The sequence below is a fragment of the Flavobacterium rakeshii genome (genome assembly GCF_009741375.1).
GTDB lineage: Bacteria > Bacteroidota > Bacteroidia > Flavobacteriales > Flavobacteriaceae > Flavobacterium > Flavobacterium rakeshii.
In genome coordinates, this window is the sequence record NZ_WOWP01000033.1 from 78,012 (window position 1) to 96,230 (window position 18,219).

The 18,219-nt window shown below is 38.7% G+C and carries 7 protein-coding genes; 5 read left to right on the forward strand and 2 right to left on the reverse strand.

Features of this window, described 5'->3' with window-relative positions; translation table 11 throughout:
• The first annotated feature begins 22 nt into the window (after positions 1-22).
• From GN157_RS09670 to GN157_RS09690, 5 genes are all read left to right on the forward strand, one after another.
• Positions 23-964, forward strand: a complete 942-nt coding sequence (locus GN157_RS09670) for a FecR family protein (RefSeq protein WP_231749113.1) — start codon at positions 23-25, stop codon at positions 962-964.
• Between the two features lie 90 nt (positions 965-1,054).
• A complete protein-coding gene (locus GN157_RS09675; RefSeq protein WP_157483212.1) occupies positions 1,055-4,315 on the forward strand; it encodes a SusC/RagA family TonB-linked outer membrane protein in 3,261 nt (1,086 codons plus the stop codon).
• 3 nt (positions 4,316-4,318) lie between these two features.
• Positions 4,319-6,088 carry a RagB/SusD family nutrient uptake outer membrane protein gene (locus GN157_RS09680; RefSeq protein WP_157483213.1) on the forward strand — a complete coding sequence of 590 codons (1,770 nt, stop codon included), beginning with the start codon at positions 4,319-4,321 and terminating at the stop codon, positions 6,086-6,088.
• A gap of 122 nt (positions 6,089-6,210) precedes the next feature.
• Entirely contained in the window at positions 6,211-6,783 is a 573-nt protein-coding gene (locus tag GN157_RS09685) for a Crp/Fnr family transcriptional regulator (protein ID WP_157483214.1), read from the forward strand.
• Between the two features lie 72 nt (positions 6,784-6,855).
• A complete protein-coding gene (locus tag GN157_RS09690; RefSeq protein WP_157483215.1) occupies positions 6,856-7,530 on the forward strand; it encodes a hypothetical protein in 675 nt (224 codons plus the stop codon).
• A gap of 49 nt (positions 7,531-7,579) precedes the next feature.
• Here the strand turns inward: GN157_RS09690 and GN157_RS09695 are convergent, their stop codons facing one another.
• On the reverse strand, positions 7,580-15,721 hold the full coding sequence (locus tag GN157_RS09695) for a LamG-like jellyroll fold domain-containing protein (protein WP_157483216.1): 8,142 nt from the start codon (positions 15,719-15,721) through the stop codon (positions 7,580-7,582).
• Positions 15,722-16,051: 330 nt separating this feature from the next.
• The gene (locus tag GN157_RS09700) at positions 16,052-18,019 is read right to left on the reverse strand and encodes a cytochrome-c peroxidase (RefSeq protein WP_157483217.1); all 1,968 of its coding nucleotides are present in this window, start codon (positions 18,017-18,019) and stop codon (positions 16,052-16,054) included.
• Positions 18,020-18,219: the final 200 nt, after the last annotated feature.

Below are 18,219 nucleotides of genomic sequence, written 5' to 3' on the forward strand. Positions count from 1 at the left end.
GTACTTATAGACGAATTAGACTATGATGATTAAAAAAGTAAAACATTATCTGGAAAACCTTATCGAAAAAAGTACAGATAAGACCGCTTCTCAAAAAGAAGAACAATTGTTAGAAAACTTTGTTCAGCACGAGTATTCCCATAATAATGACTGGGACGAAACTACTATGGGCAACAAGGATGATGTTAACAATACCATTTACGGTAAAATAAACGATAGCATTAACAGCGAAACTAAAGTAAGAAAGCTATGGCCTGCTTACCTTAAATATTTAGCCGCCGCCTGTGTGGTAGCCGCTGCCGGAGCCTTTTTCTTTCTGAAAAATGATCCACAGGCTAAAATGCTGGCAATACAAACTACAAATACTATGGACTCCCTTAAACTGGGAGACGGTTCTACCATATTCCTGGCTGCTAACTCACAGTTATCATACCCTGAAAACTTTACAGGAGATGAGCGTAATGTAACCCTACTACAGGGAAATGCCTTTTTTAAAGTAGCTAAAGACCCTTCGCATCCTTTTGTTATAAAATCAGGAGATATTAAAACCAAAGTACTGGGTACTTCTTTCCATATAAAATTATGCAAAGAGAACTGTAATGTTACCGTGGTTACCGGTAAGGTAAATGTGTCATCGGCCGGAGAGAGTGTTGACCTGCTTCCAAACGAGGAAGCCGTTTATAACAACAATAAACTAACCAAGCAAGTTGTATCACAAACCATTTTAGCCGACTGGTATAAGGAGGATATAGAGCTTAATGATGTAAAACTGGAAGAGGTGTTCACATTACTTCGCTATAAGTATGGTGTAACAGTAGATCTTAAAGAAGATGAAATACTTAATACCCGACTAACGGTTTACATTAAAAATAAAGCATCACTAGACAGCATTTTAGAACAGATAAACTACATAACAAATCAAAAATTTAAAGCCTATGACGATATAATAAAAACTACTAAGTAAAACACAGCTCTAATAAAAAAAACCGCAGTTGGTGCGAACAACTACGGTCTTATATAAAATTAAGCCATCGTAAAACCAATAACTTAAAACATGTATTCTAAATTTACTTCTTTTAAGCTAAAAAACACATTTTTTTTAGTGACAATGCTTCTGACCTTTATAGTCGGTCAGGCAGGCGTGTTAAATAACCCGCCAAAGGTAAGCTTTAAAACAGAAAAAGCAACCCTGGTGACTATTTTTTCAACTCTAAGTGAGCAATCTAACTACAAGTTTAGCTATGGTGAAAGCATCATAGAAGACAAAAACCTTTATACGGTATCATACTCTGCTACAGCGGTAGAAAAAGTACTAAATGACCTTTCAAAAAAAGCTCATTTTACATACAGTATAAACAACAAACTGGTACTTATTAAAAAACAGGCTGCCGATAAAAAACTATCGGAAGTTCAGCAAGCTGTAAAAGGTAAAGTACTGGATGAAAACGGAATGGCATTACCAGGTGCTACTGTTATGGAAGCAGGTACTACTAATATAGTATCTACTGATATGGACGGTGCCTTTACAATCATGGTAGCTCAGGGAAAAACTCTTGAAATATCTTTCATAGGGTACAAAACTCAAAGTATTGTTGTTACCGGAAATAACATTTCGGTACAAATGGAATCAAACGCTTCAGAACTTGACGAGATTGTAGTAGTAGGTTACGGTAAGCAAACTAAGGCCGACCTTACCGGATCGGTAACACAACTTGAGGAAGGAAACTTCAGAAAAGGAGTTAACGTTTCTGCCGATCAGTTATTACAGGGTAAAGTTGCCGGTGTAAGAGTTGTTCAGTCAAGTGGTGAGCCGGGTGCTCCAATGGATGTAACCATTCGTGGTGTGGGCTCAATAAGAAGTGGTAGTACTCCCCTTTTTGTTGTAGATGGTGTGCCTCTTACTAATGATGATGCCAGCCCTGCCGGACAGGATGTTGGTTTTGGTAGCTCAAGAGCTAAAAACCCGCTTAACTTCCTTAACACAAGTGATATCGAATCTATAAGTGTACTTAAAGATGCTTCTGCTGCTGCAATTTATGGAGCAAGGGGTTCTAACGGTGTAGTTATAATCACTACTAAAAAAGGTAAAAAAGGTGAAGCCGGTTTCACGGTAGATTCTTACTTAGGTTTCTCTAAAGTTTCAAAAAAGCTTGATGTACTTTCTGCCAGCGAATACAGAAATGCGCTTACAGATCCTGCTTTTGACCACGGTGGAAATACCGACTGGCAGGATGTAATATACAGAAGCGCCGTTACTAAAAACAATGTAATGTCGTTTTCAAAACAAACCGATACCGGTAACTACTATGTATCACTTGGACAAATGGACCAGGAAGGTGTAGTAAACAATAGTAAGTTTAAGCGTACTTCGGGAAGAATTAATGCTTCTGAATCGTTTTTTGACAAGCGTTTACGCGTTAGTGCAAACCTTACTGCCAGTGAGACTGTAGATAACGGTGTACCTACCAGTGATGACGGTGGTTCTAACGGACAACTTATTATTCACACTCTTATGGCAAACCCTACACAACCGGTATTTGATGAAAACGGGGAGTATCAAAACTTCAACATGAATGCACATTATAACCCTGCTTACCTTTTAAGCATTTATAATGACGAAACACGTACAATAAGAGTATTAGGTAATTTTGAAGCTTCATTACGACTTGCAAAAGGTTTAGATTATAAACTTAACGTTGGTGTAGACCGTTCAATGTCAGAAAGAAATACTACTATTAATCGTAACGTAACCGACCTTAACCAAATTGGTAAATACGTTCAGGGTAACCTTGAGTCTAAAAGTTCACTTATAGAAGATTATCTAACTTACAACTGGTTTAATGATAAGCATAAAATAGAAGCTCTGGCTGGTTTCTCTTACCAAAAGTTTGAAAGATCGGGAACAAGCTTTAGTGTTGAAGATCTGGAAGAAGGTATAAATCCTGCAATCAATCCCGGCTCTGCTGGTGATAGAACAGGAATGACCGGTTTTGCTCAGGAAAACGAGCTACAGTCGTTCTTTGGTAGGGTTAACTACGCTTTCAACAAAAAATATCTTGTTACCGCTTCGATGAGAGCCGATGGTTCTACCCGATTTGGTGAAAATAATAAGTATGGTTACTTCCCGTCGTTTGCAGGAGGTTGGGTAATTTCTCAGGAAAATTTCCTTAAAGAAAATAAAATAATAGAAAACCTGAAACTTAGGGCAAGCTGGGGACAAACCGGTAACCAGGAAGTACAAAATAAAATTACAAAAGCAAGTTATTCTATTAACGGAGCAGACGGTTATTACCTTTATGATGATTTAGGTCTTGTTAACGGTTTAACTTTCTCCAGAACTCCAAACCCAGATCTTAAATGGGAGGTTGTTACTCAATTTGATTTAGGTATTGACTTTAGCTTATGGAACGGTAAATTATATGGTACACTTGATTACTTTAATAAAACAACTACAGATGCTATTCTAAACATACCTTCTCCATTACTTAGTGCAACACCTGATATTTGGGTAAATATTGACGGAGAAATTGTAAACAAAGGTTTTGAATTTATGTTAGGCTCTAAAATAGTTGACAACGGTGACTTTAAATGGTCGGTTGATTTTAACGGAGCTACACTTGACAACGAAGTGAAAAACCTTCCTGTTTCAGAAATCCTATCGGGTAGTATATCAGGTCCTGGTCAGTCGGGAGTACTAGCAAACATATATAAAAGCGGATATGCTGCCGGTTCATTCTACCTTATTGAACACGAAGGATTTGATGAAAACGGTGTAGAAATATTTAAAGATCAAAATGGTGATGGTGCCATTACCGGAGATGACCGTGTAATAATAGAAGGTGCATTACCTAAGTTCACTTATGGTATTAACAGCCAGATGAGTTACAAAAACTTTGACTTTTCTTTCTCTATCATTGGACAAACAGGCGGATATCTTGTAAACAACACAGGTCTAAATGCACTTAACATCAATAACCTTGCATCAGACAGGAATACGGCCAGTGATTATTACAACTCCGGAGCTAATCCTGCAAATGCACCTTTACTGTCTACCCTTTATCTTGAAAAATCAGATTTCTTACGATTAAACTCAGCCCGTTTAGGTTACAACTTTAAAATTAATGACATCAACTGGTTACAGGGACTTAACCTGTATGTAACAGGTCAAAACCTGTTTACAATCACAAACTATAGTGGTTATGATCCGCTAATTAACAGTGCAAAAGCAAGCGGAGGTAACCAGTCACTGGGTATTGACTACTCTAGTTACCCTAGTGCAAGAACAATTATTCTAGGTGCAACTCTAAAATTATAAAAAATGAAAAAGAATAAAATATTTACAGTAAAAAGTATAGCAGTAGCACTTGCAGCACTGACTTTGGCAAGCTGTACCGACTTAGAAGAAGTAGTGCTTGACGAAGTATTAGATGAAAATGTATATAGTGTAGACGGTGCTCTTGCATCTGCATATGACAGATTAGGTGACGGAACTTTTGTAGATAATGGCGGTATGTTTGCCATGCAGGAATATACTACTGATATAGCACTTTTACCTACCCGTGGTAGTGACTGGGGTGATGGTGGTAAATGGCGTACAATGCACGAGTTTACCTGGACACCAAGCAGCGCTGTTGTTACAGATAACTGGACTAGACTTACCAGTGGTATTACCCGTTCGTTAATCGCTATAAAAGCCGTTACTGAAAGTGATATTACCAATAAAGAAATGTTTCTTGCAGAAGCAAACGGACTATTGGCATTTTATACCTATTATACTTTAGACCTTTACGGACAGGCTCCTTACCGTGATCCTCTTGATGGTAATGCTCCTGTTGAAATACTACAGGCAGCTGATGCTATTGACGGACTTATTGAAGATGTTGAAGCTATTATCCCTGATTTAGCCGAGCTTGGACAAAACCAAACTCACACCGGAAGATTTACAAAAGAAGCTGCTTATGCACTTCTTGCTGATATGTACCTTAACCGTGCTGTTTATAAAGATCGCTATAATGCAAGTTCATCTTTCAATTTTAACGAAACCGCTGTAGATGGTAACGGTACTGATATGGACAGGGTAATTTACTACACCTCTCTACTTATCGATTCTGGTAAATTTAGCCTTAACCCTAACTTCTTTGATAATTTCTCTATCAATAATTCAGGAGGTCAGGAACACATTTTTGTAGTAGTACAAAAAATAGACAACATCCGTAACGGTGATAACGATCTTGGTTATATGTGTGTGGCTCGTAACCAAAGACCTTCACCTGCTAACAGGGGTACTAACGGTGCATGTACAACTCCTGAGTTTTTTGCAAGCTGGGATGGTAATCATGATGACCCAAGGTTTTCAAGAAAATACCAGTACAGTGATGGTACATGGTTTATGAATGATGGTACCGATGTTAGTGTGCCGGCTTCAGATCTTGTACCGGGTAGCAGCGACCTACCTTGGTTCCACTTTAACAGCGGATTACTTTTCGATCAGCAGTACGGTCCTAAACTTACTCAGGCGGGTGGTTTTGAAATGACAGACGACGGAAGAATTAAAGTATCTCAGTTATTCATGGAGAAAAGTTCTAATACTCCTATGGTGTTTACTCCTGAGCTTAATTTTGATAACCCTTCTCAGGCAGTATTTGCTCAGGATCAGATTAACCGTGGTGTACGTATCTTCAAGTTTGAGTACGACCCTGAACAAGGTAACGGATCTAGCAATGTTGATATCCCTTTATACCGTTTAGGAGGTATTTATACTATGAGAGCCGAAGCTTACTTACGTAAAGGAAATAACGGTTCTGCCCTTGCAGATATGAATATGCTTAGAACTTCAAGAACAAGAGAAGCACTTTTCGGAAATGTTCCGGGTACAGCTATCTCTTCTATTGATGCCGATATTTTATACAAAGAAATAGGGTTTGAACTTTACTGGGAAATGAAAAGAAGACCACAAATGGTACGTTTCGGTAAATTCGATCTTTCTTACACAGCAAAAGCTGCAACACAGCCATTTAGAAGGGTATTCCCTATACCTCAACAGGCAATGGATGTTACAGATGAACTAGAACAAAATTTAGGTTATTAGCATTATATTGTTTTCAGTGAAAAAAGACTCCGGCTCACGCCGGAGTTTTTTTATCCTCTTATCTAAAAATACTGTTTAGGTTTTGATTACTATATTTATACTACAAATCTAAACTAACTAAAATGGAACGGGAAGCATTAATAAAGTTTATAAAACAAACCATCCCTATATCTCAAAAAGAAGCAGCTACTATTTCGGCGGCATTTGAACCCGTTACCTACAGCAAAGGAGATTACCTCCTCCATCAAAATGAGATAAGTGATACTTACCTATATCTTGAAAAAGGACTCATGAGAACTTTTTTATTTGATACCGATGGTAACGAAATAACTACCGATTTCCATAAAGAAAATAATGTGGTTTTTGAGGTTACTTCTTTTTTTAACAGAGTAGCTTCTCAGGCTAATATTCAGGCTGTAACTAATTGCAGGGGCTACAGGTTATCATACAGTGAACTCAATACTCTTTTTCATAACAAGCCCGAGTTTCGTGACTTTGGAAGAGCTATATTAGTAAAAGAATTTATAAAGTCTAAAGAACGTAACTATGGTATGATAAATAAAACTGCCGAAGAACGCTACAAAGCACTTATAACAAACGATAATAAAATATTACAATATGCCCCATTAAAACACATTGCATCTTATTTAGGCATTACCGATAGTACTCTTAGCCGACTAAGAGGTAAACTGTAAAACTTATTTCTTGCCTTTTGTCAAGAACCAAATAAAGGCTTAAACAGAAATTTGTATTGTAAACACTTTATTATGGTACAAATTTCAACTCCGGCTGCGATAGGGTTTATTATAACCACAGTAATTACCGTATTCTTTTTATACAAAGCCACAAAAAGCATAAAAACACTCATCATCATAGCTCTATGGATGATTGTAACTACAATACTGGCTTTTAAAGGCTTTTACAGCAATACAAAGGAATATCCGCCACACTTTATATTTTTAATTGCTCCAGGTGTCTTATTTGCTCTCATAACAGGTATTGGAAAATCACTCTCAAAAGACAGAGTCAGCACCTTACTTAAATGGCTTACAATACTCCATATTATCCGTATACCAGTAGAGTTACTATTATTCTGTCTATATAAAAATGGCGTAATACCTCACCTCATGACATTTGAAGGATACAACTTCGATATCATTTCGGGTATTACCGCACCCATTATCTATTACTTTATCTTTATTAAAAAAGGGCTTGATTATAAGTACCTTTTAGTGTGGAATATCATTTGCTTAACCCTACTTATAAACATTGTAACCATAGCCGTTTTAAGCGCCCCTACTCCATTCCAAAAACTGGCTTTTAACCATCCAAATGTAGGGGTAACCTACTTCCCTTATGTATGGTTACCGGCTGTAATTGTCCCTATAGTTTTGTACTCTCATATTATATCCATTCGACAATTACATAAATCAATAAAATAAAAAAGGCCGGTATTACTACCGGCCTCCTTTTCATAAAATTATGTGTGTACTATCTGTTTACTTTTAGCATTTTGTAAGTACCTGTTTTATCACCCACTTTTACATTGATGATAAACACCTGCTCGCCCTGAAGCTGAGTTAGGTTTAAGTTAATGGTTTGGGTACCACCAGTAGTTTGTGCATTAACTGTAGTGATTTTTCTTCCTACAAGATCATACACGTCAACAACTACATCTTTACCACCTTCATCGTTAATTTCAACCGTTACCTTACCGTTTGTAGGGTTAGGATAAAGGCTTACTTTATCTTTTAACGGATTTGGAGTATCTATACCCAGAGCCTCTTCAACTATAATATACTCTTCTTTGGTAAGCGACTGGTTACCGGCAACGTTTGTTGCAATAAGAGTTACATCATAAGTACCTGCTTCGGCATAAGTAACTGTTGGGTTTTGCTCTGTAGATGTAGCAGGCTCACCACCTTCAAACGTCCAAGACCACTCTGTAGGGTTATTGGTACTAAGGTCAGTAAACGTTACTGTTTCACCTTCTTCAACCTCTACCTGATCTGCAACGAAATCAACCACAGGAGCCTGAGCACCTAAATATTGATTAAGTGAGAACACTACGGTAGCCGAAGCGTTAAAGGTTACATCGTTAAATGTAGCATCCTGTTGTGGTGCATTACCACCGTTAGGGTGCTGTACAGAGAAGAAACCATATTTAAAGTCTGGCGTAAATGTTAATCCTGTTGGCTCAGAACCTGCAGGCATAGATGCGAATAACTCAATTTTAGGCTCATTTTGAGAATGGTCAGGACGAATTACCCAAATGTAGTTTAATCCACCATCCTGGCATACCCAAAGGTTACCTTTATCATCAAACACAAGGTTATCGTTACCGTCGCCCCATGCTTCGTTTACTGTACCGTTTGCAGTTTCAATGTCGTAAGACATACCTCCGGCAAACGTTTCAAAGTCGGTAATAGTATCATTTACACTTGCAGGATCCGTAAATCTGTAAATACGGTTTCTTCCTTTTGCAGTGAAGTAAATTTTACCATCAAGCGGACTGATATCACAGTCTTCCACACCGTTAAAGTTAGTACCTCCTAAAGAAGAAGCTACTGTATTAAGGTTGTTTCTGTCTGCCTGAGTTGTATTAGGAACCTGAATCCATCTTGCTTTAGCAGAACTTGGCTCGTTGTCAGACATTTGAAGGTCTAAGTGAAGTACATATACAGTACCCGAGTATAGGTTACCAGGTACATCCGGTACAAATTTGTAAACACAGTGTGTACCACCATCTTCACCATAGTAAGCTGCTGATCCATCGGCTTTAATCACAACGTTTTCGTGATTCATTCTACCCATAGCCCAAAGTTTTTCCTGCTTACCGTTGCCATATTCCATAACCTGTGCAGTAGTTGGGTCTATTTCCACTAACCAACCTTCGTCATCATAACCATCACCATTAGCATCGCCAGAAGCTGTATTTTCCTCGGCAGTAATAACAGTTCCCCAAGGTGTAATACCTCCCGAACAGTTTCTTGTAGTAGTTACAAGATCATTGTTATAGAAATCTACCGGCTGAGAATAGTCTACTTCCCAAAGCTGATCGTCTGTATTTAAGTGAATATCTAACATAGATACACCACCCGGAGTGTTTTCGTGGTTTACAGATAAGTGACCTAATTCACTACTTCCGTCTGTTGCCACATAAGCAGAGAAGTCGTTATTACCCGGTACGTTACCCGAACCGTCCATATAAGCTTCTCCCTGCTTGAATAATAACTGGAACCTGTGGTCTTCAGAAATTATCAGGTTAGATGTTTGCCCTGTGGGGTTAATAGAAGTGAAACATGCAATGTGTTCTTCATCACAAACTTCCATTTCCTGAGGAGCATCTTTAATATACATATCAAAACTAATGTCAGAACTTTGTCCGTCACGGTTGTGCATTTCAACAGAAATTCTGTTCACACCTTCCTGGAATACTGTTTTAGGCAGTATGTGAGCAAAGTATCTCTTCTCATCTGCACCGTCTACAGTAGAGGCAGATGTAGTTAAATAGTCAAAGTCACCTTCGGCCATGTTATCTCTAAATACTTCCACACCGTTTACATAAACAACAGCACCATCGTCTCTTCTTAATCCAAACTCTACGTTATCTGCCACATCTGCAAGGTTAATTTCTATATCCCTTGTAAAGTAGTATGTAATGTATTTGTTTGAAGAATCAGGACCATAAGAAATCTCTGTTTTCGCAGGATCTCCATATCCAAGCGGAGCCTCACCTCTATCCCATGAGTTATTATCATAAGTAAGGGCACCCCATTCACTATTATCAAGGCTTGAACCGTTATCAAGATAAGCCCAAGTTTCTCCTTTTGGAAGCGGGTATGAAGCCGGCTCAAGCGGAGGAAGGTTAAAGTTAACCTCCATATCAAAACCAAGGTCTGAACTGTTTGCAGAAGCCTGGTGAAGCTCTACCGCAATTACGTTAGTACCGTTTTGAAGTAAGTTAGCTGTTTCAACAAGCTCATAAGTAGTTTCATCTTCACCACCTATTGTTGAAGAAGCATAAGTATTGTAAGTAACAGCACCTTCAGGCATGTTTGTTCTAAAGGCTTCAACACCGTTTACATATACTACCACACCGTCATCTTTTAGTGTATGGAATAGTAACGAACCTATTTGTGAAGCATCTTCCACATTAAACGTATGTCTAAAGTAGTAAGTTGGGTATTTGTTGTTAGCATCTTCACCATAACTAAGCGTTGTAGCTTCAACACCATCACCATAACCTAATAAACCGTTACCAAACATCCAGTTTGTATCATCATATTCAACCGCTGTCCATTCAGTACCAAGGTCCACACCGTTATCGTTGTACTTCCATAAGCTTTGAGCAGCAATTGGGAAGTTACCGATAGGATATTCTGTAGAACTCTCTAACCATGCAAGGTATACCGGAGTACCATCAAGAGGAATCTCTGTAAAGGTTACTATACTACCCAGTTTAGTACCTGTAGCTACAACGTTAACCTCTGTAGCAGGATCACCCGCTAACAGGAAGTAAGTTGTTGCAAGTGTATTTACATCGTTAGGGTTTTCAAACACTTTAGAAACATCTACACTAAGTGAAGCGTTATCTATAAATAAAGTATTTGGCATCCATCGGCTGTTTATATACAGAGTATCATTTTCTGTATCGTTTAAGGCATGAAGTACATCTGTACCAAGTTCCTTACCTATAACCACGTTATTGTTAACGCTTTCAATTTCGTTAGTAAGGTACATACCGTTACCACTGTCATTCATAACACTCCAGTTACCTTTAACCGCATTACGGAAAGGAGCTTCCATATCCCTTACAGGATTTGTAGCCGGTTGGATTGAAGCATTAGTATAAGCTACCTCTACAGCTTCAGAACCGCTGTTTACCAAGTAACCGCTATCGTCCTGATTAAAGGTATAGTTGTAAACAAGGTTATCTGTAACATCAGTTATAGTAAGGTACATGTCCTCACGTATCTCTTCGATTGTTTTAGCTGTATCCCAAATACGGAACTCATCAATATCACTGCTTGTTGGTGCATCGTTAGCAATGTTTCTACCAAAGGCAAGGTTATTTGCGTTTGGCTGGAATTCACCTACCTGCATGCTGTCTACAAGCTCACCGTTTATATAGAATTTAAACTCACCGTTAGGTACAAATGTTACCGCAACGTGATTCCACTCGTTTACTCCCCAAACATGGTCTGAGTTTAATGAGTTCCATCCGCCACCTGCACCTTGTCCGGTAATGGTTTGAAGTGTTTGGTTTCCTAAAAACTCCATTTCCCATCCGTAGTTACCACCGTTAAAGCTGGTAAATCCTACCAGTTTTCTGTTTGATGCAGATGGTTCTCTTAAACGCGCCCAAAGCTCAATTGTAAATTCTCCCGAAAGTGCTGCATTAACACCTTCTTTTGGTAATTGTACATCGTGACCTGCTTCCAGGCTAAGTACACCTCCCTGTGCTATGATAGCGGCAGCCGGGTCTATTTCAAAAGCAAGGTAGTAATTACCTATTGCAAGATCTACATCTTCAAAAACAACCACACCGTTTTCTTCTGTAGCTGTTGCCACAGTTTGGTATGTACTGTTAGGATCTCCTTTAATTAATGAGTACTGTGCTACTGTAGCATTAACCGCTGCAAAGTCTTCAATTACTGTTGCAAGGTCTATTTCTAAATTAGCAACACTCATATTAAGGGCATTTAAATGCCATCCGCCAGAGATGTATTTGTTATCGTCATCCTCTCCAAGAGGTAATACTTCGTTAGTATTGTTACGGGAAACAACTAAGTTTTGTGTGTAGTTAGTAATACCACCGTTTACATACAAACCGTTTAGTGTTTCGTTTGTTATACTCCAGTTACCTGTAACCTGGTCTGGGAACTCTTCGTTCACTACAGATACCGGACTTGTTGAGTTAACAATAGTAGCATTGGTATAACTTACCACAGTAGTTTGTGTACCACCTGCGTTTTCAAGTGTACCGTTATCTTCCTGATCAAAGTTGAAGTTGTATAATAATCCGTCCTGACCTTCTTCAAGAATCATGTGCATTTGCTCCACAATTTCTGCTTCAGTCTTAACATGATCCCATATACGGAACTCATCCATCATTGAGTATGACTGCCCACCGTAATTGATACTCTTACCAAGGGCAAAATCCCAGTTTTGATTAGGCACAAAATCTGCAAAAGCATTTTCTGCTTTAAGTTCACCGTTAACATAAAGCTTCATCATACCACCCGGTGAAGCTGTAACCGCAATGTGATTCCACTCACCTACAATTAATGGTGTTCCTGAGTTAATATTATTCCATGCACTTGTATTTGTTCCAAACACTGCCGAAATACTGTTATTATCCGGTAGCTCCATAGTGAAACCTGTTGAGTTACCGTTTATTTTACCGTGACTGGAAACTACTGGTGCATTATTACCCGGATCCTGTGTTAAATTTAACCAGAACTCAAGTGTAAATGCTCCTTCCATAATAGGGTTCATATCCTCATAAGGAATAGTAACATCATGACCTCCGGTAAGTGATAAAGCACCACCTCTGCCCGGTACAAATTCTGCTACCGACCATGCCACATAATAAGTACCTTCTGTAAGGTTAGCGTTATAGAACGTTACATTCTGACCGTCAAAGCTACCTTCGGCAACATTTGTAAATTCTTCCGATCCTTCTTCCTGTTTAAGCAGGTAGAACTGTCCGGCTGTTTGAGTTACAGTTTCGTAGTCTGTTATACTTTCCTCAAGGTTTATTTTTACTGTTGCAAAAGGAGTACTTAAAGGATCTATTCTCCATCCTCCCTGCAGGTAAGTCATTTCCTCATTACCCGGTACAACTGCAGTAGTCTCTATATTTTGTTTACCAACAACTATATTACTGTTATAAGCAGTAATGTTGTTAGGAAAAGTAAGACCTGAGTTATTGATATTGTTGTTACGGCTCCATTTACCGGTAACTACCTCCTGATACTCTGCCGGAAGCACACTTACAGGTGAAGTTGCCGTAGCAAACACACCTCCGTTAAGGAATATTTCCTGCTCTACAGCACCAAGGCTCATAAAGCTGTCTTCGTCCTCATTGGCAGCACTAAAGTCAAAATAAAGGGCAAGATCTTCCTCATCTCCTGTTAAGTGATAGTGCATTTGCTGATTGATCTCCTCGGCAGTAAGCGCTCTTTCCCAGATACGGAACTCATCTAGTTCTGCCTGTAAAGAATCAGCATAAGCCGGACTACGACCAAATCCTAAACCAAACGGGTTAGGTACATATTCTCCAAACGAAGCCGAACCTATTTCCTGTCCGTTTACATAATAAGTCATAGTACCGTTCTTAGTAACCGAAAGGGCTACGTGGTTCCACTCTCCTACGTTCCATACATCTCCCTGCCCCGAAATGGTATTCCAGCCCGAACCGTTTGTACCTACAACTACATTTAGTTTGTTGTTATCAGGAAACTCAAAAGATATACCTGTAGTAAGGTTATTTACCCTACCGTTACTGGCTACTATTTTAAAGTTATTACCAGGATCTGAAGTAAGTTTACCCCAAAACTCAATAGTAAAATCATCACTTAAAACATCGTTTACTACTTCCGAAGGAATAACCATATCCTGACCTCCGGCCATTTTAAGTACATCACCACGTGTTGACTCAAAATCAGCCTCTTCCATGATAGATTCATCAGAAATGATTCTTCCGTAAAGATTAAGCTTATCTAATAAACCAATATATTTCTTATCCTGGAAGTTGTTACCAATTGTAATATCAGCATCTGAAGCTATTGGAGTTACAATATTACTCCACTCCTGGATTAGGAACCCGTTGTAGTATACTGATAGTTTTCTTTTTACGTTATCGTACTTCCACACAATGTAAGACCACTGGTTTTCAAGCAGGTTGTACTCTGTAGAAAGTGTAGTACCTGTAGCATGGTCTGTATAAGTTAGTTTACCGTTAGAACTGATACCTAAAGACATACCCTGTCCTTCTGCTCCGTTTGAAAATATTACCGAACCTATTGAAGTAAACTGCTCCGGCTTAACCCAAAACGCTAAACTGAACGGACGGTTGTTCATATCAAAAGCAGTAGCATAAGGTATGCTCACGCTTGTTGTTGCACCAAACTGTAAAGCCCCGTTAGCCACATCATCTCTGTCGGCTGCAAAAGCATAGTTCTCTGCATTAATTGTATGGTTGTAGTCAGACCCGTCAAGAATAGAGTTCTCAATACCCATTTCCAGTTTAAGCGCGTCGGCATTCTGGCTGGTAAGCATGTCTTCGTGTATGATAGTCTCAAAGTAAGGCTGCCCTACCGAATCCACATACTCTACTTTCATCCTTCTGTCGTCTGCATCACCATAAACATTTATCCTAAGGTAAGTTTGTTTTACACCTGTAAGGATATAATTACTGTTATAGTTAATGTTGTAGTTACCACTACCTACATCTGAATTAATGTTACCCGAAAGCACATCGTATAACGGATAGTTAACATCACCGTCTCTTATCATGAACTTTTGCTCATGGATATCGGCACTTAAAGAAAGTACTCCGTTAATGTTGTTGTCCTTAATGTAGTTGATTAACTCCTGAGACTGCACTGTGTTACAGAAGTTTCTACCACCACAGTTACGCTCAAATGAAGGTGTACCGTTTATAAGTACTTTAAACGTAGCTGTAGAGTTTAATAGTCCGTCTTTAAGCCATTGCAGCTGATCCGGACCTAAATGCTGAGATATACCGTCGCGGTAGCTACGGTTATCTAATAAAAAGTATTCTACATCCTTATACACATAAGATGAGAATAATCCCTGTCCTTCCGGTGTACTGTTATACTCCGGGTTAGGCCACCAGTCCATGAATATTTCACGCATCTCACCAATGGTAGGAAGCGTTTTATTAAATTCATTTGGACCCAGGTCATGGTTGTCTGTAATAGCCAGCTGTGGCATTGCTACAGTTAAACTGTCATGGAAGTTCCTAAAGAACCTGTAACGGTCAAAAGCCATATCCTTGTTAGCCCAGTCGTCCACACCATCAGGACATTGTCCCATAGCGTGTTGTAACCCTAAAAGGTAAACGGCATCACCCAGCCACACCATAAGGTCACTCTCCTCTTCAGCCATTACATTGAACATAGTAGGAGTACCATTAAAATGGAATTCAGCTTCCGGCTGATCTATACAACGGGTAAGGTCGTATATACGGCCACATCCGCCTGAAAGGAATTCAAAATCACTAAGCGTGTTCTGTCCGTTAGTGATTGATGTTTCACGACCCGATGCCGTACCGTTTTCCAGTACCTGAGCCGTGTAACTTGCTCCCTCTATAAGACTGGTGTACTCAAAAGACCTAAGGCTGTAGCCTAACCTGTCGTCTGAATTGTAAACCGTACCTGTAAGAGGGGCGTTTTCTGTACCGTTTTGGGTAAATGAGATGGAAAGCTCATCTCCCGAACCGGTGTTGTTTTTGGTTAAAACCCAAACCCTTACTGAGTTATTGTATACAGGGCTCATCATGGGCCCGTATACTATGGAATCTCCCGGAATGGTTTGTGCCTGCAGGCCAAAACTCATTAGTAAAGACACCATAAAACTCAAAAAAAGTAAACTTTTTTTCATTTCTGCTGTTGTTGGTTTAAATTAATTAATAGATTCTGTCGCAAAATTAGCTTCACTATTCCTAAAGGGTTATTGGAAATCCTTAAGTTTACTTTAAGCCAACATGAAGATTTTTAAGAGTGCAACGTGCTCATTTTCACCCAAAAACACCCAAAGTGATTCTTAACATTGAAAATGACAACAAAAAGTATTAAAATGATATTTTTTTAATATCTAAACCTCTAAATAAACAACAAAACCAACCATGTAATAATTATTACATAATTGGCTTAAATCTTAACTTTCGCTTAAAACACTAATATGCTATATTAATGCGCGATGAAAATGTATTTATTTTTTAGATGAAGCAGGATTATCGGTTAGTGATTCCAAAAAGGCAATTAACTGTTTTATTTCCTTTTTACTTAATTCCAGTTTATCCGGCGGAAGGGTTTGGTAAGGCAGTTCATAATCCAGTCCCTTACCCGCAGCGCCGCCTTCATTATAAAATGCTATAACCTGTTCCAAAGTCTCATAAGCACCATTATGGAAATAAGGTGCCGTGAGTTTCACATTCCTTACTGTTACGGTTTTAAACGAGTTCCTATATATCTCCTGGTTGTCATCAATAACATCATTATTTATGCGCCCGCTATCGGTATCAATCATTAGCGTGTCAGGATGCTTTAATACGCCCAGTATCTCACTTTCGTTTTCTCTAAACAATGGAGGAACCAATCCGCTGAATGTTGGCGGATAATGACAAGTAGCACACCCAGCCTTACCCATAAAAAGATTAAAACCTGCTTTTACATCTTTAGGTAAGTTATCTTTTTCACCCTGCATGTACAAATCAAAATCACTCTTAAACGAACGCAACGACAATACATAAGAGGCTAATGCCGATGAAAACTGATACCTGTTAACAGCTCCTGAGTTTGTAAACACAGTACTAAACTGTTTTTTATATTCAGGGTAAGAATTCAGTTTACTTACTATTTCTTCAAAACTGGTATTGAACTCCATATGATTTTCCACTACGTGTTCTGCCTGCTCTTCTAAATCGTATGCTCTTAAATCGTAAAAGTATCTGTCGGCATAAACCGAATTGACTAAAGTAGGTGAATTACGCAACACATTTTTACCTTCCAAACTGGCCATCGATGTTTGATAACCATCGGTAAAAGCAAGTTCGGGCTTATGGCAGGTAGCACAACTCATTTTATCGTCCTTACTCAGTCGGGTATCATAAAACAGTTGTTCTCCCAGTTTACGTAATTCCTCACTATCATCCTCTTTTTTAAGCAGACTGTAATAATACGGGTTAAGAAAATCTTCAGAGAAGATATTATCACTATAAGCATTCCACGATGCCGTATAGCTTTTCATTTCGGCATCTGTTTTAATACCTAATGCTGTTTGCATTTCATGAAGTTTACCGTATAGCGGATTGATATTGTTTTTTATAAAGGTTAGTCGGTCAAAATTTTCAAACGATTTGCTCTTTTTCAAAACGGAAACCGATTTATCAAAAAGCTGTTCAATTTCATTTCTCAAACCTTCATTAGTTTTTAAAAGTAAAGGCTGTAATGCTTGCTCTATTCCCTGTAATGAACAGGCGGCCTCTTCCATAGCGTTTAACGAACCCGGTGTATCAAACCCGGTTATCCCCCTAGCCATAATCCTTACAACTTCAAGGCGGCAGGCTTCCAGCACTTCAAAATCATAATAAAATACACGTCTTTTAATAGCAGTAACCAAAACCTGGTAAGAATCCCTTACCTCCTTAGCCAACTTATAGGCTTTATCACCATCGGGTTTGTCTTCAAGAAAAAGCAACTCATCTAATACCTGTAACCCTACAGGTTCTACTATTGTAGGAACAGTTTTGTAATGCCCCGCCTCCAAATTATCCAGAGGCATACTGTTTTTATAGGCTTCCGGACTCATACCATAGTAGTTTTCGCCAACCTTGTCATCAATAGGAAGTGGATCCGGGTGTAAAAGCGGAGCCCCGTTTATATAAGCTTTTACATGCTCAGGATAATAAAATTCAAGTATGTATTCACACTCCTTAAAACTGTTACGGGTAGCAGTTAGCTGTTCCCTTATCTCCTTAACGGATGCTTCTCCCCTTCGATAAAGGGAAGCAGTATACTCTAAAGTATTTAATTGTGTATTAAAGTTATCTACAGATGTGATTATAATATCCCGAAATTCACTCGTATAATAATCACCCGAAGTGTATTGAAGGTTAAAAGGCAATACAAAAACAGCCAGTATAAGTAGTGGTAAAAAGCGTTTATACTTAGTATTCATCCCAAAGAATGTTTAGTAGTACAAACTTACCATGCTATAGTATGTATAAGGGTTTAGACTGTATTAAGAAATGATTAAACTATAAAACAGAAAAGGCAGCCTGTTGGCTGCCTTTTCTGTTTTATAGTTTGTTAAAGATATTATCTCTTCAATGAGAAGTGAGCTTTAAACTCTTTCTCTACAGGCTGTCCGTTTACCAG

Excerpts from the sequence above, each read along its gene's own strand:
- GN157_RS09695 (WP_157483216.1), bottom strand. The coding sequence starts at position 15,721 with ATGAAAAAAAGTTTACTTTTTTTGAGTTTTATGGTGTCTTTACTAATG.
- GN157_RS09700 (WP_157483217.1), bottom strand. The coding sequence starts at position 18,019 with ATGAATACTAAGTATAAACGCTTTTTACCACTACTTATACTGGCTGTT.
- GN157_RS09675 (WP_157483212.1), top strand. The coding sequence starts at position 1,055 with ATGTATTCTAAATTTACTTCTTTTAAGCTAAAAAACACATTTTTTTTA.
- GN157_RS09685 (WP_157483214.1), top strand. The coding sequence starts at position 6,211 with ATGGAACGGGAAGCATTAATAAAGTTTATAAAACAAACCATCCCTATA.
- GN157_RS09680 (WP_157483213.1), top strand. The coding sequence starts at position 4,319 with ATGAAAAAGAATAAAATATTTACAGTAAAAAGTATAGCAGTAGCACTT.
- GN157_RS09670 (WP_231749113.1), top strand. The coding sequence starts at position 23 with ATGATGATTAAAAAAGTAAAACATTATCTGGAAAACCTTATCGAAAAA.
- GN157_RS09690 (WP_157483215.1), top strand. The coding sequence starts at position 6,856 with ATGGTACAAATTTCAACTCCGGCTGCGATAGGGTTTATTATAACCACA.